This window comes from Acetomicrobium sp. S15 = DSM 107314, assembly GCF_016125955.1.
GTDB classification, from domain to species: Bacteria; Synergistota; Synergistia; order Synergistales; family Thermosynergistaceae; genus Thermosynergistes; species Thermosynergistes pyruvativorans.
The window spans coordinates 1-21286 of the sequence record NZ_JADEVE010000091.1 but is presented as its reverse complement, the minus strand read 5'-3'; the positions used below and the strand labels follow the sequence as shown (position 1 = coordinate 21286).

At 53.5% G+C, this 21286-nt stretch carries 20 protein-coding genes; 19 read left to right on the top strand and 1 reads right to left on the bottom strand.

Going from position 1 to position 21286, the window contains the following annotated elements; translation table 11 throughout:
* Window positions 1–151 precede the first annotated feature (151 nt).
* The 10 genes from dnaA (at window position 152) to EZM41_RS02460 (ending at window position 11682) form a co-directional block, all read left to right on the top strand.
* Window positions 152–1489 carry a chromosomal replication initiator protein DnaA gene (dnaA, locus tag EZM41_RS02505; RefSeq protein WP_198469103.1) on the top strand — a complete coding sequence of 446 codons (1338 nt, stop codon included), beginning with the start codon at window positions 152–154 and terminating at the stop codon, window positions 1487–1489.
* Between the two features lie 212 nt (window positions 1490–1701).
* On the top strand, window positions 1702–2877 hold the full coding sequence (gene dnaN, locus EZM41_RS02500) for a DNA polymerase III subunit beta (RefSeq protein ID WP_342449206.1): 1176 nt from the start codon (window positions 1702–1704) through the stop codon (window positions 2875–2877).
* A complete protein-coding gene (gene recF, locus EZM41_RS02495) occupies window positions 2867–3919 on the top strand; it encodes a DNA replication/repair protein RecF (protein WP_198469098.1) in 1053 nt (350 codons plus the stop codon). The genes dnaN and recF overlap by 11 nt, the downstream gene beginning before the upstream one ends.
* Window positions 3920–3925: 6 nt before the next feature.
* Window positions 3926–5794: a tRNA uridine-5-carboxymethylaminomethyl(34) synthesis enzyme MnmG gene (mnmG, locus tag EZM41_RS02490; protein ID WP_198469095.1), complete on the top strand. Its 1869-nt coding sequence runs from the start codon at window positions 3926–3928 to the stop codon at window positions 5792–5794.
* Window positions 5791–6243 (top strand): DciA family protein, encoded by a 453-nt coding sequence (locus EZM41_RS02485; protein WP_198469093.1) that lies wholly within the window; start codon window positions 5791–5793, stop codon window positions 6241–6243. The genes mnmG and EZM41_RS02485 overlap by 4 nt, the downstream gene beginning before the upstream one ends.
* 21 nt (window positions 6244–6264) lie before the next feature.
* Window positions 6265–7353, top strand: a complete 1089-nt coding sequence (locus EZM41_RS02480) for a mechanosensitive ion channel family protein (RefSeq protein ID WP_198469091.1) — start codon at window positions 6265–6267, stop codon at window positions 7351–7353.
* Between the two features lie 55 nt (window positions 7354–7408).
* Window positions 7409–8176, top strand: a complete 768-nt coding sequence (locus EZM41_RS02475) for a cell division protein FtsL (RefSeq protein WP_198469089.1) — start codon at window positions 7409–7411, stop codon at window positions 8174–8176.
* Between the two features lie 133 nt (window positions 8177–8309).
* Entirely contained in the window at window positions 8310–9929 is a 1620-nt protein-coding gene (locus EZM41_RS02470; RefSeq protein ID WP_198469087.1) for an amidohydrolase, read from the top strand.
* 62 nt (window positions 9930–9991) lie between these two features.
* Window positions 9992–11209: a Zn-dependent hydrolase gene (locus tag EZM41_RS02465; protein ID WP_198469085.1), complete on the top strand. Its 1218-nt coding sequence runs from the start codon at window positions 9992–9994 to the stop codon at window positions 11207–11209.
* 80 nt (window positions 11210–11289) lie between these two features.
* Complete coding sequence (locus tag EZM41_RS02460; RefSeq protein WP_198469084.1) at window positions 11290–11682, top strand: class II SORL domain-containing protein; 393 nt, start codon at window positions 11290–11292, stop codon at window positions 11680–11682.
* A gap of 163 nt (window positions 11683–11845) precedes the next feature.
* Here the strand turns inward: EZM41_RS02460 and EZM41_RS02455 are convergent, their stop codons facing one another.
* Complete coding sequence (locus EZM41_RS02455) at window positions 11846–12805, bottom strand: PLP-dependent cysteine synthase family protein (RefSeq protein ID WP_232618985.1); 960 nt, start codon at window positions 12803–12805, stop codon at window positions 11846–11848.
* Between the two features lie 447 nt (window positions 12806–13252).
* On the opposite strand from EZM41_RS02455, the gene EZM41_RS02450 reads away from it, so the two are divergent.
* The 9 genes from EZM41_RS02450 to EZM41_RS02410 all read left to right on the top strand — a co-directional run bounded on the left by EZM41_RS02450 (window position 13253) and on the right by EZM41_RS02410 (window position 21232).
* Window positions 13253–14068 (top strand): ABC transporter permease, encoded by an 816-nt coding sequence (locus EZM41_RS02450; protein ID WP_198469081.1) that lies wholly within the window; start codon window positions 13253–13255, stop codon window positions 14066–14068.
* The gene (locus EZM41_RS02445; RefSeq protein ID WP_198469078.1) at window positions 14069–14563 is read left to right on the top strand and encodes a TIGR00725 family protein; all 495 of its coding nucleotides are present in this window, start codon (window positions 14069–14071) and stop codon (window positions 14561–14563) included. It abuts the gene before it with no gap.
* Window positions 14564–15610, top strand: a complete 1047-nt coding sequence (locus EZM41_RS02440) for an ABC transporter ATP-binding protein (RefSeq protein WP_198469075.1) — start codon at window positions 14564–14566, stop codon at window positions 15608–15610.
* Window positions 15611–15652: 42 nt separating this feature from the next.
* Window positions 15653–16735, top strand: a complete 1083-nt coding sequence (locus tag EZM41_RS02435; RefSeq protein ID WP_198469073.1) for an extracellular solute-binding protein — start codon at window positions 15653–15655, stop codon at window positions 16733–16735.
* A gap of 95 nt (window positions 16736–16830) precedes the next feature.
* Entirely contained in the window at window positions 16831–17658 is an 828-nt protein-coding gene (locus tag EZM41_RS02430) for an ABC transporter permease subunit (RefSeq protein ID WP_198469070.1), read from the top strand.
* Between the two features lie 351 nt (window positions 17659–18009).
* Window positions 18010–18810 carry an acetoacetate decarboxylase family protein gene (locus tag EZM41_RS02425; RefSeq protein WP_198469068.1) on the top strand — a complete coding sequence of 267 codons (801 nt, stop codon included), beginning with the start codon at window positions 18010–18012 and terminating at the stop codon, window positions 18808–18810.
* 26 nt (window positions 18811–18836) lie between these two features.
* Window positions 18837–19643: an SDR family NAD(P)-dependent oxidoreductase gene (locus EZM41_RS02420; protein ID WP_198469065.1), complete on the top strand. Its 807-nt coding sequence runs from the start codon at window positions 18837–18839 to the stop codon at window positions 19641–19643.
* Between the two features lie 34 nt (window positions 19644–19677).
* Window positions 19678–20880: a hypothetical protein gene (locus tag EZM41_RS02415; protein ID WP_198469063.1), complete on the top strand. Its 1203-nt coding sequence runs from the start codon at window positions 19678–19680 to the stop codon at window positions 20878–20880.
* An 82-nt stretch (window positions 20881–20962) separates the two neighbouring features.
* Complete coding sequence (locus EZM41_RS02410) at window positions 20963–21232, top strand: hypothetical protein (RefSeq protein WP_198469060.1); 270 nt, start codon at window positions 20963–20965, stop codon at window positions 21230–21232.
* Window positions 21233–21286 lie beyond the last annotated feature (54 nt).

Here is a 21286-nt window from a genome sequence, read left to right as displayed (position 1 = left end):
CCTTTCGTATTTAGACCACAATTTCTCATGGCGCCTCGCAAAAAGTTATCCACAAAGCCACGTGTAAATTTGTGGATAATGTGGATATCTCTCCTAACTCCGCCTGTGGTAATATAGGTTGACCAGTGGATAACTTTTAGGGGGAAGGACCGTGGCTGAGAATTTAGAAATAGCCTGGAGAAAAATCTTGGAGGCCACCAAAAACATCACACCTCAAGGCGGAGGTGGGGCCGAGATTTGGCTCAAGACGTGCCTACCCTTAGGCATAGAAGAAGACAGATTAATAATAGACGTGCCGAACGTCTTCGTGAGAGAGCAAATACAGACGCGCTTCTTAAAGACGCTGCAGGAGATTACGTCGACACTCGGTATAGCAGATAAGATCGAACTTAAGGTGGATTCCGAAGTGCGCGACGAAGAGCAAAAGCGCGCTCGGCGCGCTTCTCAACCTCAAACCGGGGTGGCAGCGGAGAGATTAGGACTAAATCAATCTTATATATTCGAGAATTTCGTCGTCGGGAAGTCTAATAGGTTGGCCCATGCGGCTAGCCTCGCCGTGGCTGAAAGCCCAGGCGTGGCTTACAACCCGCTTTTCATATGGGGCGGCGTGGGGCTCGGCAAGACTCACCTGATGCACGCAATAGGCCATTACATCATAAAAAGCAACTCCAGCGCCCGCGTCTCTTACGTGAGCTCAGAAAAGTTCACAAATGAATTGATAACTTCGATACAGAACAATCGCACTCAAGATTTCAAGGCGAAATACAGGGGTGTAGACATTCTGTTGATCGACGACATCCAGTTTTTGGCCAATAAAGAGAGCACCCAGGAGGAGTTCTTCCACACTTTTAACAGTTTGCACGAGGCAAAAAGACAGATAGTCATCAGCTCCGACCGGCCGCCGAAGGAAATTCAGAGCGTCGAAGAGAGGTTGGTCTCCCGCTTTGAGTGGGGATTGGTGACGGACATACAGCCGCCTGATTACGAGACGCGCATCGCTATATTGAGGAAAAAGGCCGAATTGAGAGGACTAGACATCCCAGACGATGTGGTCGTATTTATAGCCCAACATATACCGAGCAATATAAGAGAACTCGAAGGGGCGTTGAATAGGGTATTAGCCTGTTCGCAACTCAACTCGGAGCCGATAACGGTGGAAAACGCATCGGAATGGCTAAAAGACATTATCCAGGGCACAGCCAAGAGTCCGGTTACTGTAGAGCGGATCCAGGAGTTCGTGGCAAACGAGTTTAATATACCGATTTCAGACATGCGCAGCGCCAAGCGTACGGCAGAAATAGCCCTCTGCCGGCAAGTTGCCATGTATCTGACGAGAGAGTTGACAGATTTGAGCTTACAACAGATAGGCCAAGCTTTTAAAAAGAAGGATCATACTACTGTACTTCATGCATGTAGAAAAGTAGAGGAATTAATGAAAGAGGATCAAAAGATACGGGGCGCTGTGGATAGAGCTAAGAAAACGTTGTGAATAAAAGACGCCTTTTCGTGGATAACTGTCGTGCAGGGATATTTAATTTCATATGATGTGGATAATGTGGATAACTTCAATGCTCCTTCCACATATCCTCCACATCGCTCAATACACATCACGACTCTCTTGGATTGGTTTTTCCACAGTCTCCACAGGCCTTACTACAGACTCTACTATTTTTATTTCTTTAAAATATAAAAATAAAAGAGGTGATAGGAGTGCGCCTTTCGGTCAATAAAGGAAGCTTTGTACGCAGCTGGCAATTAGCCCAAACTTCAATAAAAAGCACACCTACGATCACGGCATTGGGGTGTGTAAAATGCTGCGCCGAGGATAATAGTGTCACTTTAATGTCGACGGATCTGAAGACCTCCGTCACTTGTCTTGCTCAGGGAGCGGTGATTAGCGAGGAAGGAGAGGCAATCCTCCCGGCCAGAATCGTCGGAGAGTTGATTAAAAAGCTGCCCGATTCACAGTTCGTCCTTAATGTAGAAGATGGAAAGGGGTATATAGAAACCGGGCGTAGTCGTTATACATTTGTCACATACCCCCCGGAAGACTTCCCAGTTTTACCCACATCGAAGACTGCAAAACCGCTGTGTGCGCTTCCTATAAAAGACATGATCCGCTTATTAAAAGAGGGGACGTTTTCTGGGTCTCCGAGCGAGGAGTTTCCTCAGTACTTGAGCGCAGCATCGATAAAAGTTAACGGCGATAAAATTGAAACCGCCACCACAGATATTCGTCGCCTCTCCATTTCAAGCGTCCTATTAGAGGAAAAGCCGGACGACGTGGCGTCTATAGTGCTTCCGATAAAAGGATTGAAGGATTTAGAGCGCCTCCTCGGCAGCATGGACGATGCAGAGTTATTGCATATATCTTACGATAATTCCCAAGCCTATTTTTCTATGCCGGGGGTGGAGTTCACCGTTCGGTGTGTAGATATAACGTTTCCGCCGTATGAAAAAATGATATCGCCCGACTATTCCACGTGGATGACAGTAGACAGGATAGCCTTGGAAGGAGCACTTGACCGTGCGAGCGTGATGGTGCGTAATTATGGCTGGATGGTAGTATTAGACTTGGAGCCGGAAGGGGAATTAGTGGTGCGCGGTGTCGCTCCCGACGTCGGTGAGGCGGTAGAGTCACTCGACGCCGATATCGGCGGGGAGAAGTTGCGCATAATCTTTAACGTGCGGTATTTCCTCGACGGATTACAAGCCCTCGGGAGCGATAAGGCTTTCATCACGTTCTGCGGGCCGTCGGGGCAGATGAATCTCCTCCGCCCGAAAGACGATACGTTCAGGTATTTATTAATGCCGATAACCCTCCAGGAGGGCGAGGCTCAATCGCTCGGAGCTACATCGCGGGAAGATGTTATGTAGCCGCATAGCCTGTATTAATTTTAAAAATCTGAAGCCGCAGGCTGTGTTTTGGGAGGGTGACCTCAACCTGTTGGTGGGGCCCAATGGGGCAGGAAAGACAAATTTTTTAGAGGCGATTCGCCTTTCCTGCGGTTTCGGCCCGTTTAGGAGGAGCGTCCTCGGCGATTTGGTGTTGTGGGGAGAAGGAAGGGCACAAATATCTGCCAGCTTTGAAGGGGAGGAGTCTTTAGAGGTGACCCTCTCTATAGATGGACGGTCGTCGCTTTCTCGGGATGGGCGACGCACGTCAGCCTCGGAATTGCGATGCCATCTGCCGTGCGTCGCGTTTATGCCGGAAGATCTGTCTTTAGTCGGCGGCAGCCCTGCGGTGCGCCGCCGCTTTATAGATAACTTATGTGCGGCTTTGAACCCGCTTTACGTTTATAGATTGAACGAACATCACCGCCTCGTAAGGCACAGAACTAAACTTTTAGCCTTTAAAGAGGACGACACCTCTGCTGTGAAGGTCCAGGCACCTCTGGCGGCGTGGATATGGTCCAAGAGGCAGGAAGCTGTCGAATGCCTTCAGGAGGAGGTCAAGTGGACACCTGAACTCTCCTTTCCCTTCGATGTATCCTTGCATAAAGGTGGTTGTGAAGGTGAAGGTGATTTACTCGAAGTTTTTTGGGAGTCGTGGAAAAACTTGAGGGGGCTTGAGCAAAGGGGCGGAGTTCCGCTGGTTGGGCCACAGCGCGACGACCTCGCGATAAACGTCCTCGGAAGGCCAGCCAAATATCTGAGCAGAGGCCACAAAAAACGCGTCGCTATAAGCCTGATGATAGCCGCGTCGAGGGTATTAGAGAAGAGACTCAGGCGAAGCCCACTGCTCTTACTCGATGAGGTAGCGTCAGAACTCGACGAAGAGGGAAGAGATATCCTGTTTCGATATTTGCTCGAGGCGAAGTGGCAAGTTTTTGCGGCGACAGCCTCCGGTCCGATTCAAGGCTGGCCCGGAGCCGTTTGGTGTGTCGATGACGGGAAGGTTTCCAAGCTATCGGGGTGAAGGGCGATGGACAAAGTATATGACGTGATCGTGGTCGGTGGAGGGCACGCGGGCTGCGAGGCGGCTTTGGCGGCCTCGAAGATGGGGGCCTCTGTACTCCTGTTGAATCTACATCTCGAAAATACCGCCCTAATGGCGTGCAACCCGTCTATAGGCGGACCGGCGAAGGGGCATATTACAAGAGAGATAGATGCCTTAGGGGGCGAACAAGGCAAAGCCACCGATGCCGCGGCGCTGCACATGAGAATATTGAACACGTCCAAGGGGCCAGCAGTCAGGGCCTTGAGGGCTCAATGCGACATGAGGTTATATTACGAGTACTTCCTCGAGAGGTTGGAGTCGGCAAAGAACGTTGATGTCCATCAGGCCGTCGTCGAAGACATATGGGTAGATGGCAAAAGCGTCCGCGGCGTGAAGACAAATTTGGGCGTCGTCTTTGAGGGGAGAAAAGTAATACTTGCCACCGGTACATATTTGGGAGGAAGGGTCCATATAGGGCTCGTGAACTTTCCGTCCGGCCCGCTGGGCGAAGTCCCGGCGGGCGCTTTAGCCTCGTCGCTGAAAAAGTTGGGCTTCGAGGTCAAAACCTTGAAGACGGGCACGTCGCCCAGGATCCACGCCGACAGCGTAGATTTCACCTCCTTGATGTGCCAGGAGAGCGACGCCGCGCCGCGCGCGTTCAGTTATTTCGACGAAGGGAAGGTATACAGCGGCTTCCCTTGCTATGTGACGCGGAGCACTCTCAAGACGCACGAGATCATAAAGAGAGCACTCGACAGGTCACCCCTCTTTACGGGAGCGATAAAGGGCGTGGGGCCGCGCTATTGCCCGTCCATCGAAGACAGGGTTGTGCGCTTTCCGGAGAAAGACTCCCACGTCGTCTTTTTGGAGCCCACGGCCAGAAGGAGCAGAGAGATCTATATGCAAAACTTCTCGACCAGCCTGCCCTATGACGTTCAAGTGGCCATGGTGCGCTCTCTTCCGGGGTGCGAAAGCGCTCACTTGCTGCGGCCCGGCTACGCGATAGAATACAATTTTCTACCGCCAACACAACTTCGCCCGTGGCTTGAGACCAAGCTCGTTGAAGGGCTCTTCTGCGCCGGACAGATAAACGGCACCTCAGGGTACGAAGAGGCCGCATCACAGGGGCTTTTGGCCGGCATAAATGCGGTTTTGACGTTGCGCGGCGAGGAACCGCTGGTTTTAAAGCGAAGCGAAGCGTATATCGGCGTGCTCATAGATGACTTGGTGACGAAGGGCACGTCCGAACCTTACAGGATGCTCACGAGCCGGTGCGAACACAGGCTGCTTTTGAGGTTTGACAACGCCGACAGGCGCCTCAGCCCCGTGGCGAGGCAGTTGGGGTTGCTCGATGATTTCCAGTGGCAAACCTTGACAGAGCGATGGCGCAGGATGGACGAAGAGCGCAAGAGGCTCGCTGAGACGTATATATATCCCACACCGGGCCTCAATGACTTCCTCTTATCCGTCGGGACGTCTCCCGTAGAGGAGCCTGTGACGTTGGAATCGCTCTTAAAGAGGCCAGAGGTGTCTTATGGGCACATAGCCGAGCTCTCTCCTCCTCGCGAACCTGCGATCGGCGATCTCGGCGAGCGGATAGAGATCGAAGTGAAGTATGAAGGTTATATAGAACGCGAGAGGCGCTCCTGCGAGCGCATGGAGCGGTTGGACGGCGTAAGCATCCCGGATGACATCGACTACTCCTCCATCACTGGATTACTTTCAGAGAGCAGGCAAAAACTTTCTTCCATACGCCCGCGCACGCTCGGTCAGGCGAGCCGTATATCTGGCGTTACGCCGGCGGATATACAGATACTATCAGTGGTTGTCGCGTCTCGGAGGAAAAGCGCATGAGGAGAGGAAAGCCAGAGAGCCTATCTTTGCTTTTGAGCAAGGGTTTGAGCGGGGAGGTAGCGGAGAAGGTCTTATGGGCTTTGGCTTTGAGCCGCTGGAATGAGATCTTGGGCAACCTAACTGGGCGGGCTGCCCCGCTGCGCCTGGAGGGAGAAAGGCTTTTAGTCGTCGCCGATTCGCCGGCCGTGGCCCACGAATTGAACATGCGCGGCGGTGAGATTATAAAGGAGCTGCAGCTCATCGGACTTAAGGTTTCCTCGCTTCGTGCGGTAGTAGGGAAGCTTCCGAGGCGAAGGGTGGCTCGAACCAAGCCTGCGCCCGACGTCACAGTGGCTGAGGAGGATGTGCGCGCTGCGCGATCGCGCGTATCCGGCAAGATAGGCTCAGAGGATGTGGCAGATCAGTTGGCCAAACTTTTGGCCACTTATCGTAAGCGGTTCAGCCGGTAGGTATCCTTTGGAGGTGGATAAATGAACTATCAACTTTATGGAAACTCGCTTCTGTCGTGGGTCACGGCCTGTGCCATAGGCATCGCTGCGTTCTTCGTTTTGAGGTTTATACGAAATCGGATCGCATCGCGCCTCGAGCCACTCGCGCAAAAAAGACCCATCCCTCCTTTTGAAATCGCGCTACAGCTTCTCCGTCACACTAAGGCCTTTTTCTTCGTCATGGTCGCGATCTTCTTCGGGTCGCTCTCCCTCTCCCTTCCGCCGACCCTCTCTCGCGCCATTTCTATATTGACGGTATTGGCCTTCTTGTTTCAGGTAGCCATATGGTTCGATTGGCTCATCTATTACTTCGTATCGCGATATGCGGAGCGGGCCATGATCAGAGACGCTGCGGCGGCCACTACGGCGAGGGCGCTGGGGGTTATCCTGAGGCTCATCCTCTGGGCGTTAATTTTACTCTTAGCCTTGGATAATATGGGGATCAACGTGACGGCCGTGGTGGCAGGCTTGGGAATCGGCGGCGTAGCCGTGGCCCTGGCCGTTCAAAACATCTTGGGGGATCTCTTCTCCTCCTTTTCCATCGTCTTAGATAAGCCGTTCCTCGTGGGGGATTTCATCATCGTCGATGACCTCATGGGGACCGTGGAACATGTGGGGCTCAAAACCACGCGCCTTAGGAGCCTCTCCGGCGAGCAGTTAGTATTTTCAAACAGCGACCTGTTGAGGGCGCGGATCAGAAACTACAAGCGCATGTACGAGAGGCGCGTGGTTTTTTCCTTCGGCGTCGTATATCAGACTCCGTATGAAAAGCTATCAGCCATTCCGGACATCGTTAAAGCGATAATCACATCTCAGGAGAGGACGCGCTTCGACAGGGCCCACTTTCTAAAATTTGGGAACTCCTCTTTGGACTTTGAAGTGGTCTACTATGTTCTCTCGCCGGATTATAACGTATACATGGACGCCCAGCAGGCCATAAACCTCGCCATCTACAAACGTTTCGCCGAAGAGGGCATAAAGTTCGCCTACCCCACGCAGACCATATATTTGAAGGCGGAGGGGTTGCCGTTGCAGTTAACGCAAGGCGAGGCGACCAACGAGGCACAATGAAGTAGTATAATTAAAAAATAGATGGAATATACCTTCCCGAAGAGGTGGTAAGTCGATGAGGGGGGTGATAGTGATGCTTCGGAAAGTCTCTATAGCTGTGGCACTCTTGCTGGCCACAGCTTTGTGCGGAGCAGCTTACGCCGACTGGATAGAAACCTATAGCGCCCGCTATAAGGCTATGGAAGAGGGAGAGCGTCAAGCGCTCGTCCTGAAAGAGTCATTGCTTGCCGAGGCGCCAGATTTAAAACCTTACGAGCTGTGGCGCTCTCTATGGAGTAATTTGTCACCTCGAGAAAAAGCCTCCAGGGCGATGGCCATTATCGAAGCGCTGTATCCGGAGGGCGATCCGTCGCGCTGGGAGGAGGTGGGCGGATTTTTCCTGCCTCAGGAGGTGCCCAAGAGCCTCGTGGCCTTGGATGCGGTCTTCGTGGCGGCGCAATCCCTCGTGCAGCTCGATGATGAGAGTTCTCCGTGGCTCGCGAGGAAGCTCTTAATAGACCTTTCCCGCTCGCGCTGGGCAAGGCACCACTTTATGAGGACAGCTCCCGAGGAATACCCCTCTATAGTCAGGGCCATCGATGCGGCTACAGGGCTCCCTCCCGTCGGCGGGTGGCCTATGGGCGAGATAAGGGGCAAGCTTCCGCTGGCCCGTCCTGTCCGCTGGTGGATAACGATAGCCACTGCCATGTCCGAAGAGATGCTCTTTTTGGATGCCTCAGGTCGCCCGACAGGTAGTCATGGGCCGTACGCGTGGGACAGGAGGCGAGGCAGGATCTATAACGTCAACTTCGGCAGGGACGACGGAAGCGAGTGGGACGGTTGAATGAAGAGAGGCGGGCATGGAAAGTGCCCGCCTTTTTATATCGGTTGGCGGCCGAAGGCGGCGTTCGATAACGCCGCAATGCCGCGAGAGCGGCCTCATTTGAGATATTATCCCGTGGGAGGTGGGGTCTGAAATGAGAGGTGAAGCGGATATCATCTTGGTGAGCGCACCTGGAGAGAGGAACGTCCTGACGGTCGACCCCAAAAGGGCGCAAGAGGAGGCCCTCGCCATATGTGGGGATAAAATAGCCGCTGTCGGTGCGACCTCAAAAGTGATGGAGCTTAAAGGGCCGCGCACGCAGGTGATCGAGCTCGGCGGCAGGACGGCCATGCCAGGCTTCATAGATGCCCACGTCCACTTTTTGCTCTACGGCGTCAACCGCCTGGGGATAAGCCTCAAGGCTCCGAACGTCAAGTCCATCTCTGACATAAAGCACCTGGTCAAAGAGCGGGCCGCCGCGCTCGGGTCCGGCAAGTGGGTGAGAGGATGGGGTTACAACCATACTGAACTCGCGGAGGGTCGCCACCCCACCCGCTTCGACTTAGACGAGGTCTCCCCAGACAATCCGGTGATCCTGACAAGGACCTGCTGCCATATAGCTGTGGCCAACAGCAAAGCGCTCGAACTTGCAGGTATAGACGATAGCGTGGTTGATCCTCCGGGCGGCAGGTTCGGCCGCTCCGGGGCGAGGCTCGACGGCGTCCTCTATGAGGCGGCGCAGGATGGGGTGCTTAAAGCCGGTGCCTACACGTTAGAAGAATATGCCGAAGGGTTGAAGGTCGCCGACCGCGACTTCTTGGAATGGGGGATAACGAGCGTCCACGACGAGGGGTTGGCCGGGCCTTTGGGCATGCGCGCGCTCGTCGAAGGTGCTCGCAGCGGCGCTCTTCGCGTGCGCGTCTATGCCTCTGTGGGGAGGATCATCGGAGATACGAGCGGCGATCACTACCTGGAGACCGGCCTTGTCACGGGCTTCGGAGACGATCGCCTTTGCATAGGATCTTATAAGCTCATGGTGGACGGAAGCAGCAGTGGCCCGACCTGCGCTACCCGCGAGCCTTACGCTTCCGATCCAGAAGATTTCGGCATACTCTACTATTCCCAAAACGAGCTCGACGCGCTGGTGGGAAGGGCTCATTCCAAGGGCTTTCAAGTGACTGCCCATTGCATCGGCGATAGGGCGATAGAGATGATGTTGAACTCCTTTGAAAAAGCCATGGGCGTTTCTCCGAGATGCGACTGCAGACACCGCATCGAGCACTGCGCGATCTGTCCGCCGGACCTCGTGTCCCGCGTGAAGGATTTGGGCGTCATACCCGTGGTGCAGCCGATCTTTTTCTACGAGTTCGGCGGCGGATATATCTCAAACTACGGCCGCGAGCGCGTCGGGTATATGTTCCCCATGAGGAGCTTTATAGAACGCGGGATTCCCGTGGCCATGAGTTCAGACAGCCCGGTCACCACCTTCAACCCCTTCATAAACATCTACGAGGCGGCCACGAGGAAGACCAAAGACGGGCAGGTCTGCGGCGAAAGTGAGCGCGTGAGAGTCATGGAGGCGCTTTGCGCCTACACCGTGGGCGGAGCGCATGCCGCCTTTGAGGAGCAAAAGAAGGGGAGTTTAGAAGCCGGGAAGGCGGCCGATGTGATCGTTCTGTCCGGAGATATCGTCAAAATGCCAATAGAAGAAGTGAAAGACATGAAGGTGGATCTCACCATCTCCGGCGGCGAAGTCGTCTACGCAAAGGCGTGAACTTTCTACTTTGAGGTTGCAGGCTTGGCATCGATAGCTCGACCAGCGAGGAGGGGATGTTTTTGTTGCGTGTAAATTCCGATCGGCTGCGGAAGTCTTTAGAGGAGATGGGACAAATCGGCTACGGTGGACCTGGCAAGGGAGTCTCGCGCCTCGCCCTCTCCGACGAAGACAAGCGAGCCAGAGATCTCTTTGTCTCTTGGCTAAAAGAGGCAGGCCTTGAGGTGATCGTAGACCCCATTGGGGATATCTTCGGCTTGAGGGAAGGTTCAATTGATGCGCCTCCCGTGATGGCTGGCTCTCACTTGGATACGGTGAGGGAAGGCGGTGCCTTCGACGGTGCCTTGGGAGTGTTGGGGGCACTCGAAGCCATCAGGACATTGAACGACTATGGCATCCGCACTCGTAAGCCGGTGGCCGTGGCGTGTTTTACCGATGAAGAGGGGGCGCGCTTTCAGCCTTGTATGCTGGGAAGCGGTGTAGTAGCGGGCCTCATGACGCTACAAGAGGCATATGCCAAGAAAGACGATGCTGGAATCTCCGTAGAGGCGGAGCTCGAACGCATAGGGTATAAGGGAAATAAATGGCTCAAGCCCGTGGCCTATTTTGAGCTCCACGTAGAGCAAGGGCCCGTACTTGACGCTAAAGGGATCTCTATCGGCGTAGTGGAGGGAATACAGGGGATAGCGTGGTGGCAGGGCAAATATCAGGGCGAGGCTAACCACACCGGTACTACACCTTTAGACATGCGCCGCGATGCCCTCCTTGGCGCGGCTGAGCTCGTCTGTTCTGTGAGGAGGTTGGCCGAAGAGATGGGGCATGACACCCGCACCACCGTTGGGAGGCTCCACCCCTACCCCGACATCATAAACGTCGTCCCGGGTCAAGCTTCCTTCACGATAGACCTGCGGCAGTACGACGAGGCCCTCTACGAGGATGGCAAGAAGCGCGCCGAAGCGCTGGTGGCGCAGGCTGCATCGAATCATCGTCTGGAATATGAACTTGAAATGGTGGGAGATGCAAAGCCCGTGCACTTCGATCCCGCTATGGTGAACCTGGTCGAGGAGATGGCCAGAGAGGCCGCCTTTTCTTATATGAGGCTTCCGAGCGGCGCCGGCCACGACGCTCAATATATGCATTCGATCTGCCCCACGGCCATGATTTTCGTCCCATCTATAGGGGGCAGGAGTCACTGCCCTCAAGAGCTGACGGACTTCGATGATGCGGCCAAGGGAGCCACAGTGTTGGCAAACGCCATGTTAAGGCTCGCCGGTTCGTGAAACGTAGCGGTTGCGCGAGAGTTGACGGTTATGTTATATTATAAGCGTTTTAGAAATCTATAGTTAGGGAGGCGAGGTTTATGAAGTTCGCGGACATCATGCAGTCTGCCGACTGGAAGGCTGAAAAGCACGTCCCCGTGATAGAGGCGCCAGATTCGGTGAAGGCCGGGGAATTTTTTAACGTCACCCTTACCGTAGGTAAGGAAATCCCTCATCCCAACACGACGGAGCATCACATCCGCTGGATCAAGCTCCTGTTTAAGCCCGAAGGGGATAAGTTCGCTTATGAGCTGGCCAATTTCGAATTCACCGCCCACGGTGAGGCGGTGGCTGGCGCAAACCAGGGGCCTGCCTACACCGATTCGTGCGGTGTGGCTAGGGTGAAACTCAACTCCTCGGGCACACTGCTCGCTATGTCTTACTGCAATATACACGGCCTATGGGAGAGCTCCAAAGAGATCAAGGTAGGATAAGACATTTCATCCCCTGAGAGGCCCAGCTCCTCTTAGGGGATGAACATTGAAGGCTATCGCTTGAATAGCGATAAGTAATCAGCAATGAGTGACGCGTTTACATATTACTATCAACGGATCACGCGTCATTAAGTTGCGCGAAGCTAAACATCGAATCTGTTTCTCAATTATAAAGGTCTGTGCTCAGGTATTTGAGGCCTGAGTCGCAGACCAATATTGCTATCCTATTTCCCTTCTCTTTGTCCCTCAACAGTTTTGCTGCGCCGGCGATGTTGGCTCCGGTGGAAGAGCCGGCGAAGATCCCTTCGAAGCGCGCCAGCGCCCTCGCTCCTTCTATTGCTTCGTCATCCGTTATGGCCAAAAAGCCGTCTATGAGGTTTTTGTCTACAATGGGTAGGTCTTTGGCGTAACCACCGCCTTGGATCTTGTGGTTCGGGTTCGTTATGGGTCCTCCGGCGAGATATGGGGCTCCAGCGGGTTCCGTCAGGTAACAGCGAATGTCCGGGTTGCGCTTTTTGAGCGCCTTGGCGCAGCCTGCGAACGATCCGCCCGTGCCGGCAAACTGCAGGAAGGCGTCCACTTTCCCCTCTGTCTGATCCCATATCTCTGCGCCAGTATGCTCTTCGTGGGCGTGAACGTTGCTCATTCTGTTGAACTGGTCGGCGTAAAAGGCACCCCTTTCCGCGATGATGCGCTTTGCCTCTTCCTCGACCAGCGCCAGATCCTCTCCCGAAACCTGTCCGGGCGGCGAGTCGGGAGCCTGCTCCACCAACACAACCTCCGCTCCGAGAGCCCTGATCATCCGCGCCCTCTCCGGCGTGTTCCCCTTGGACATCACGGCCACAAAGGGGTATCCCTTTACGGCGCACACTATGGCAAGCCCTGTGCCGGTGTTTCCGCTCGTCGTTTCGACTATGGTTTGTCCGGATTTGAGCTCGCCCGAGGCCTCCGCTTCTTCGATGATCTTCAGGGCTATCCTATCTTTCATGCTGAAGCCCGGGTTTAAGAGCTCAAGTTTCGCGTAAATTTTTCCCTCTAAACCCCACGCCTCGACCAGCCGTTTTAGATCTACAAGCGGGGTCTCCCCTATGGCGTCAAGTACGCTTTCCGACAAAGGCTTCAAAAGCTCCACCTCCAATAAAATAGATATGCCAATAGTCCATCCCTTTATTCGGCCTCATCGGGACTTTTAAAGCGAAGGTTCTTTGACCAGGCGCAATTTGTTTGCGGTTTTTGCAAGGGAAAAGCGTCAGCCTGCCCCTTTAGGCAATGTTATTATACAAAACTGCGCGATCGGCGCGTAAAATGCAAGCTTCCTGCGCCTTATTCCCCAAGAAGGGAAGCTTCTAAGTGCTGAAACTAAACGGGCCGTCAACTCATTTTAACCCTTGAGCAGCGAATCGGCCCGCAACTGCAACCTTAAGCAAAGCCCGCGGTTTTTCGGCAGGCCTCACCTTTAACGGAATTGTAACGAGGATTGAACTATATTGTAACAAAAGCGCTTTATCCTTTATCATGTCCTTGGCGATCAAAGAAAATAGCGGCTACTCTGCGGTGAGGATGGATAGAGATGATAAAAAAGTCCCTGTTAGTGGGTGGGTTAATGCTCTACCTTGCCTATATAGTCATGCCGATAGTCCTCATCCTCGTCGGCTCCTTCGGTGAGAAGTGGTTCGGCTCGCTTTTCCCCCAAGGGTTCACATGGCGGTGGTATGCTGATCTCTTTTCTCGCTCCATGTATCTTAGGGCTTTGCGGATGAGCCTCATAGTGGGGGCTCTATCGGTCGTAATAAACTCGTTTATAGGCATATGTACCGCTTACGCCGTCAGCGTGCTGGATAAAAGGTGGCTTAAATCTCTCGTGGACTTTTTGGTGCTCCTCCCAGTTGCAATTCCCCCGGTCGTTATGGGCTTGGGGCTGATTCAGGCCTTTAATTGGCCGTCTTTTTCTTGGGTTGGAACGATTAAACTCCTCGTAGGGGCGCACTTGATATACACTTTACCTTTCATGCTTCGGCCCATCGTCGCAAATTTTGAGCTCATCGATTGGAGGACGATGGAAGAAGCCGGGCTTTCGCTCGGCGCCCATCCTTTGTTTTTGACGCGAAGGGTTCTCATACCGAACGTGATGCCGGGCGTGATTTCCGGGGCTTTAATGACATTCTCCATGTCTTTGGGGGAGTTCCAGTTGGCCGTTATGGTGACCGGCTCGGCGACCCAGACATACCCGGTGGTGCTTTATCAGGCTTTTTATGTGAGCACGGGGTTTGCCTGTGCGGCGACCGTGCTTCTCGTGGCTATAAGCATATTCTCGCTTGCAGGTCTTCTTCTTTTGGGAAAGTTTTTTGGTTTTACCGCTTCAAGCATAACCGCAGGAGGGGCATAAATGTCTTTTGAAGCTAAAAAGAAAATAGTGGCCGTTATGGGCACCTCGACTCCGGACGCCGAGCTTTTTGAGATGGCCAAAGAAGTCGGCCTTCTTTTGGCCAAAAGCGGCGCTGTCATCGTATGTGGGGGCAAGGGTGGCGTGATGGAGGCCGTCTGCTTGGGCGCTTCGACTGCGGGAGGTACCTCTATCGGGATATTGCCGAGTGCGCAGGACGAGCCTAATCCGTATGTCACGATACCCATACGCACGACGCTCGGTGAGGCGCGAAACGCCGTTATAGCTTCGGCCGGCGAGGTGGCGATAGCCATCGGCGGTGGCTTTGGCACGCTCTCTGAAATAGGGTTAGCCCTTAGGATGGGTAAAGCCGTAGTGGGCCTTCATACGTGGGAAGCTTTTGACCATGAAGGCGCGCCGCTCCCCGTTTTTCGCGCCCAAAGTCCGAGCGAAGCGGTGGAAAAGGCATTGAGTTTATGCAGCGAGGTGAAAAGCTGATTGGCTGCCGGTGTAGCCTTGGTTGACGTAACAAAAAGGTTCGACAAGTTTGTAGCCGTATCGTCGTTGAGCTTAGAGATTAAAAAGGGCGAGTTCCTTTCGCTTTTGGGCCCTTCCGGCTGTGGGAAAACGACTACACTGCGGATAATAGCTGGCTTTATCGAACCCGACGAGGGAGGTGTTTTTATAGACGGCAAACCGATGGAAAGGGTCGGCGTAAGAGAGCGTTGCGTCGGCATAGTGTTTCAAAATTACGCGCTATTCCCCAACCTCAACGCCTTCGAAAATATAGCCTTCGGCCTGAGGGCGCGCAAAGCTTCGGAAGAGGAGGTCGAAAAAAGGGTCGGCGAGTTGCTTGAGCTCATAGGCCTCGTCGGTAGGGCCAAGGCTTACCCGAGGGAGCTTTCAGGAGGCCAGCAGCAGAGGGTCGCCTTGGCGCGGGCCTTGGCGATAAACCCTAAAGTGTTGCTTTTGGATGAGCCGCTTTCTGCTTTAGACGCGAAGGTGAGAAACGCTCTTAGGTTTGAGATAAAGCGCATACAGCGCCAAAGCGGAATTCCCACGCTTTACGTGACGCACGATCAGGAGGAAGCCCTCTCCATCTCCGATCGCGTCGCAATAATGAACGAAGGAAAGCTCGAGCAGGTGGGTGAACCGTTAGAGATCTACACGAAACCACGCACCAAGTTTGTGGCCGACTTCGTGGGGGACAATAACTTCTTTTACGGAACATACAAGGGCGATGGCGTTTTTATTTGGCAGGGCAGGCAATTTGTCGTCGTCTTTGAAAACGACGAGAGCAAGGGTGACGCTTGTTTGGTCGTGAGGCCTGAGCGGTTCCGCGTCGTAAGAAAAGGGTCCGACAAAAACGAGATAACCGGCACAGTGACAGGGAAGATATTTTTGGGCGCCATGGTCAGGTTGGCGATTAGGGCTGACGGTAGCGATATACTGGTAGATTTGCTCAGCAGCGACGGGGCGTGCTTTGAAATTGGGGGCGAAATAACCGTGACTTTTGCCCCAGATGACGGCTTTTTATTATTTTAAGTGTCAATACAATGTAAATATAAAACAATAGGAGGGATTGACATGAGGTGGGTCAAGGTTTTGGCGGTAGTAGCGGTGCTTTTTGGGGCCTTTTGCTCGACAGCGCCGGCAGGTGCCATCGAGCAAGAATTATACCCGGGCGAGAAGGAGCTGCACGAGGCTGCCCTGAAAGAGGGCGCGCTTTACAGCTACGATACGGGCCCTACGTGGGCGAATTGGCAGGGCTTATTCGACGCCTTTAAGGAAAGGTATGGGGTCGAGGTTACGTGGAACGACCTCGGAAGCGGTGCCACGGTTGTGCGCCTCGAAAAGGAGAAGAATAATCCGCAGGCAGATACGGCCTACTACTTCATGCCTTTTGGAGCCCTCGCTAAGGAAAGAGGCGTCACCGAAGGCTTTAAGCCCGTAAACTTCGATAAAATTCCAGACCTCCTCAAAGACCCGGAGGGACATTGGTTTTCCATTCATAAGGGTACTGTCGTGTTTGTCATTAATAAAAATTACGTCAAAAATACGCCTAAGGGTTGGAAGGAACTGCTCGACCCCCAGTATTCTAAAAGCGTGGTTTATCTTGACCCGAGGACAGCAGGCATAGGATACGCCATAGTCATAGCCACATCTTACGCAATGGGCGGCAATCTCGACAATATGGACCCGGGCATCGATTACCTGGCGCAGCTCCAAAAGGTCGGCAACGTTAGGATGATCGAAAAGACCACGGAATACGACAAGTTCATAAAGGGAGAAATCCCCATTTGGATAACGTACGATTGGAACGCCTACCGAGCAAAGTATATAGCGGGCCTCGGTGATGCCGTGGATGTCGTCATCCCAGAGGAGGGCACGATAACCTCGCCTTATGCCATAAGCATGGTAAAAGGTGCTCCTCATCCTAACGCCGCGAAGCTTTGGCTCAACTTCATCATGAGCGAAGAGGGTCAAAAGATATTTGCGAAAGGGTTTGTGCGCCCGATTTTGACGGACGTCGAGCTTCCGTCTGAAGTAGTTGATAAATTCCTGCCCGCAAGCGACTACGAGCGCGCCATGGATGTTGATTGGGTCAAAGCCCAGCAGGTGCAGGATAAAGCCGCCAAGCTCTGGGGAAGCAAGGTTCTGGGAGATTAGGGCGGCGATAACCATAGCGATTTAATCTTATACGGCAAAACGTGTAGTTGACGTGATAGCAGCAGTTTTTACTATAAGATAAAAGAGGAAGACATTTGAAGCGAAATATATTCCTTTATCTGCTATTGGTGCCTTTGTTTTTGCTGCTTTTGGTGTTTTTGGCATGGCCGATGGTATTGGTTTTATGGGAGAGCTTCTTCGTCGAGGGGAAGCCCTCCCTTTCAAACTATATGTCGATGTTTACGTCGAAGCTTTACAGGGAGTCGCTAAGGACGAGTATAACGCTTTCTTTAGCCACGACCGCTATCGGAACGCTATGCGGGATACCGCTTTCTTACGCCCTGTACCGATCAGGCGGCAGATTGAAGGCCTTGATGCTGAGCATCACCCCTGTGCCGCTGACTTTCAGTGGGCTCGTAGTTGGATTTGCCTTCATAATACTGCTCGGGGCAAGCGGCTTTATCACATTGCTCCTCTCTAAGGCCTTCGGCATTAACCCCTTAGAGTTTTCTTCGTTCCTTTTTACATGGAAGGGGCTTGTTGTGGCCTACCTTTACTTCCTCATCCCGAGGATGATCCTCACTATGATTTCGGCCTGGAGCAAGGCCGACTGGAGTTTGATCGAGGCTGCATCGAGCTTAGGCGCCTCGAGGTGGATGACGCTTCATAAAGTCCTGCTTCCGATGCTTTTGCCTGCCGTGTTGGCCGGCTCGTCGCTGCTTTTTGCCGTGAGCATGGGGGCCTTCGGCACCGCTTTTGCCCTCACCGGGACGGGCGTTAAGATATTACCCCTCGTAATATACACGCACGTCTCTGAAGTGTCGGTAGATATCGGCAGGGCAGACGCTTTGGCCATAGTGCTTGCCTTGGTTACGACTGTTTTGATCTTGATATACGAGCGCGCCTTCGCCGCCAGGAGATAGGCCCATCGCATACAGAGATGCGCCTCAAGTGATCTCTCGCCATATATACCTCGCAGCAGAAGTGGGAGGGGTCAGACCGAAGAGAGGCGATGGAGTTTTTGTTTTTTGGATGCCATTTCTGAGGCCTGCCTTGAGATCCGGCACTATCGCTGCTGAGTTCACAAAACTGTAAAGGTCTTAAATCACGTACTAAAATCGTAGTATAATAAATCAACGGCACAAGGACTACGGATTAGCCAAAGAAGCATTTCGCTTGGCTTATACGCTAGGTACGGCAACAGCTCTTGTCCTTAAGATGCTACAGTACAGCGGGAACACAAAAAGTCTGGAGAGCGCGAAGGAGGAAGGAGTATGAGAGGGAAATTCAAGTTTCAGGAAGGTTTTGCCTACAAGATGCCGGTGCATTTTTTGGGGAGCTATTTCTATCCGTTCCGGGTGACTCATGGGGACATGACGTCTTTTGTCGTGCGGTTTGAAACCGACGAGGAAGCCCTGCTGCAGCTCATTCCTCAAGATTTTGAACTTCTTGAACCGGTGGTAGCCGTTCAGTTCGCCAACTTTCGAGACGTGGAATGGATGTCAAACGGTGAATACCGCCTCATCCAGGTCGCCGCGCCCGTCCGGTATGCGGGAAACTCCGAGGGACTTGAGGGCGTGTACCCTCTCATCATCTGGGAGAATAAGACTTGCCCAATTCTTGGAGGACGCGAGGAAGACGGCATGCCCAAAGTCTTTGCCGATGTGGCTTCCGAGCGCCACGTTGGGGACCATTGGTTCACTGCCGCGAGCTACGAAAGTTGCACCTTCATCAAAATGCATTTCTGGAGGCATGCTGAGCTCGACGAAAAAGTCATCGCCGGGATGAATGAAAAGCCGCTGACCAACAACTTCGGTTGGAGGTATATGCCCAACCTCGGTAAAGGCGGCGCGTCGTTGTCTCAGGCCACGCTGTATCCTCAAGAGGCGAGGGTAGAAAAAGGCTGGACGGGTGAAGGGCGCGTCGAATGGACGGAGCTTACCGCCGAAGAACACCCCCTCCAGTCCGGGGCGATCAGCAGCCTGGCAAATCTGCCAGTACTAAAATACTCGGGCGCCATGATGCTGAAGGGTTCAGCCCAGCTGAATGTGGGCGATTCGAGGGTTCTGCCCTAAGGGGCGGCAAAGAGGGGGCGAAGTCTATGAACGGGTATTTCGAGAACAAGGTTGCGGCTGTGACAGGAGCCGCGTCGGGCATAGCGTTGGAGATGACGGAACAGCTTCTCAAGCGCGGGGCCAAGGCTGTCTTTATGGGCGACGTGAAGGAAGAAAACCTCACCCGCGAATCAAAGCGGCTTGAGGACAAATACCCAGGCAAGGTGTTCCCTATTCTGACGGATGTAACTAAGGAAAAGCAGGTAGCTCGGCTTATAGAAAGCGCAGCGGAATATGCCGGGCATCTTGATTTCGTCTGCAACATCGCTGGGATGGGAATGACTCTCCCGACGGAACAGATCACCTTCGAAATCTGGGATTACATTATTGATCTCAACCTCAAGGGAGTCATCTATGGCACGTATACGGCCATACCGATCATGAGGAAACAAGGCTTTGGCCACGTCGTCAATGCTAGTTCCATCGCGGGCTTGGTTCCCGTCCCTTATCAGGCCGTTTACGCAGCGACCAAGGCCGCGGTAATCTCCATGACAGAGAGCCTCCAATATGAGCTCGAGGTCGAAGGTCTATGCTTTAGCGTCTTCTGCCCGTACAACGTCAGGACGCCCATCTTTGGCGACATGGCACCGCCCGCCGACTCCATAGGCGTCGACGAGGCGGTCGAGTATATCCTGCAGGAAATAGAGAAGAAATCCGTCGTGATCGTGTTGCCTCAAATCGCCAGGGATCTTTATGCCCTGTATAGGGAGCACAAGGAGGAATTCGACAAGTTCGCCAGAAATCTTGCAGCCGAGAGGCGTGAAAACTATCGTACGAAGGGCACTTATTATTGAGAATCGCTGGCGCGGAAATTAAGGGTAAGTTTAGATGAAGGTCAGATTTCTCCTCGATGAGGCGGATCTTTATTTCGACGTCGCGATCCTTCTTGTAGCCGGCATGGCCGTGATGCTCACAGGGATACTGCTTTTTCCAGCCTCTTTTGGCCTGCTTTCGTACTATGAAAACGGCGTGTACGGGCTGCTTCTGTTTTTGTTCGGTCTGCAGACGGTAACCCTGGGAAGAACGCCTGCGGGGGACATACGCAGATCCAAGCCCGTGATCGCCGCAGGAGTCGCCATCGCTTCCGTGGGCATCATGGCCTGTTTCGTCCCTGATGTATTTACGCTCATCCCCAGAGTGCTCCTGATCCTCTGCCTGTGCCTTGGGGGGTTCCTGCAGTTTCTGCAGTTGCTTGTTTCAAAAGATAAGTTAAAGGCGTGGCTCGGCTACGGAGGAGTCTTCCGGTACCTGGCTTTCGCGTGCGCGGCGGTCTACCTGTTTTCTATGTTTGTCGGGCTTCTCGTGTGGAAAGAAGGACTGCTTTCGGCGCTTACGACAGCGCTGTCGGTGCTCGTCTATGGCGCGGCGATCCTCGCGTTGGCCTTCCTGCTTCAGAAGATCTACCGCAGCTATCCCCTGGCCGCAAAGGGCCTCGACGACGATTTCGGGCTAAAGACTGACAAGGCCATGCTGCTTCTTGTGGGCGTGTTTATGCTGATCCTCGGGGTCCTCCTCATTCCTGTTACCTTCGGCAGACTCCCCTTTTCAGGGAGCGCCCAGCTCGGCCTCCTAATGGTAATCTTCTCCGTCCAGATGCTCGCTTTCGGGAGCACCCCTATCGGGCCCTTCCGCCGCACATGGCTTGTGATCTTTTTGGGATTCATATTCGCGGCACTGGGAATAGCTTCCTGCGTGGTGCCGAACATCCTCGTACCGTTTTTGACACTTCTTGTCGGTGTGCTTAATCTCGCCGGCGGAGGGATAGGGCTCGCCAAAATCGTCCTGCCAATTGTGAAAAACAAGGGCAAGACAGCCGCGGTGCCTACGGTCTTGGTGCGACTTTCTGCGACCCAGATTACGATGAACCTTGTGTCCATGTTGTTTGGGACTTCAATGCTCGTACATCATTTGCTTCCGGGTTGGGTCGTGGGCATGATACTCGCCGCTAACGGGGGCATTCTCCTATACCTTATGCACCTTCTGATGTTGATTGATAGGCTGCAGTCTGACATCATGGAGACAACTTCCTAAAATAACAGGCCATTACCAGGGTCAGGCCTTTGTTTTTTGTGTTTTATGATATGCGTTCCGAGCTTTAAGCGCCTCGAGGTAGATGACGCTTCATAAAGTCCTGCTTCCGATGCTTTTGCCCGCCGTGTTGGCCGGTTCGTCGCTGCTTTTTGCCGTGAGCATGGGGGCCTTCGGCACCGCTTTTGCCCTCACCGGTACGGGCGTCAAGATACTTCCCCTCGTGATATACACGCACGTCTCTGAAGTGTCGGTAGATATCGGCAGGGCAGATGCTTTGGCCATAGTGCTTGCCTTGGTTACGACCGTTTTGATCTTGATATACGAGCGCGCCTTCGCTGCCAGGAGAAGATAAATTAAATTTGCGCAAGACCTAACGAAAAAGTTAGGGTTTTGTCTTTGACCGAAA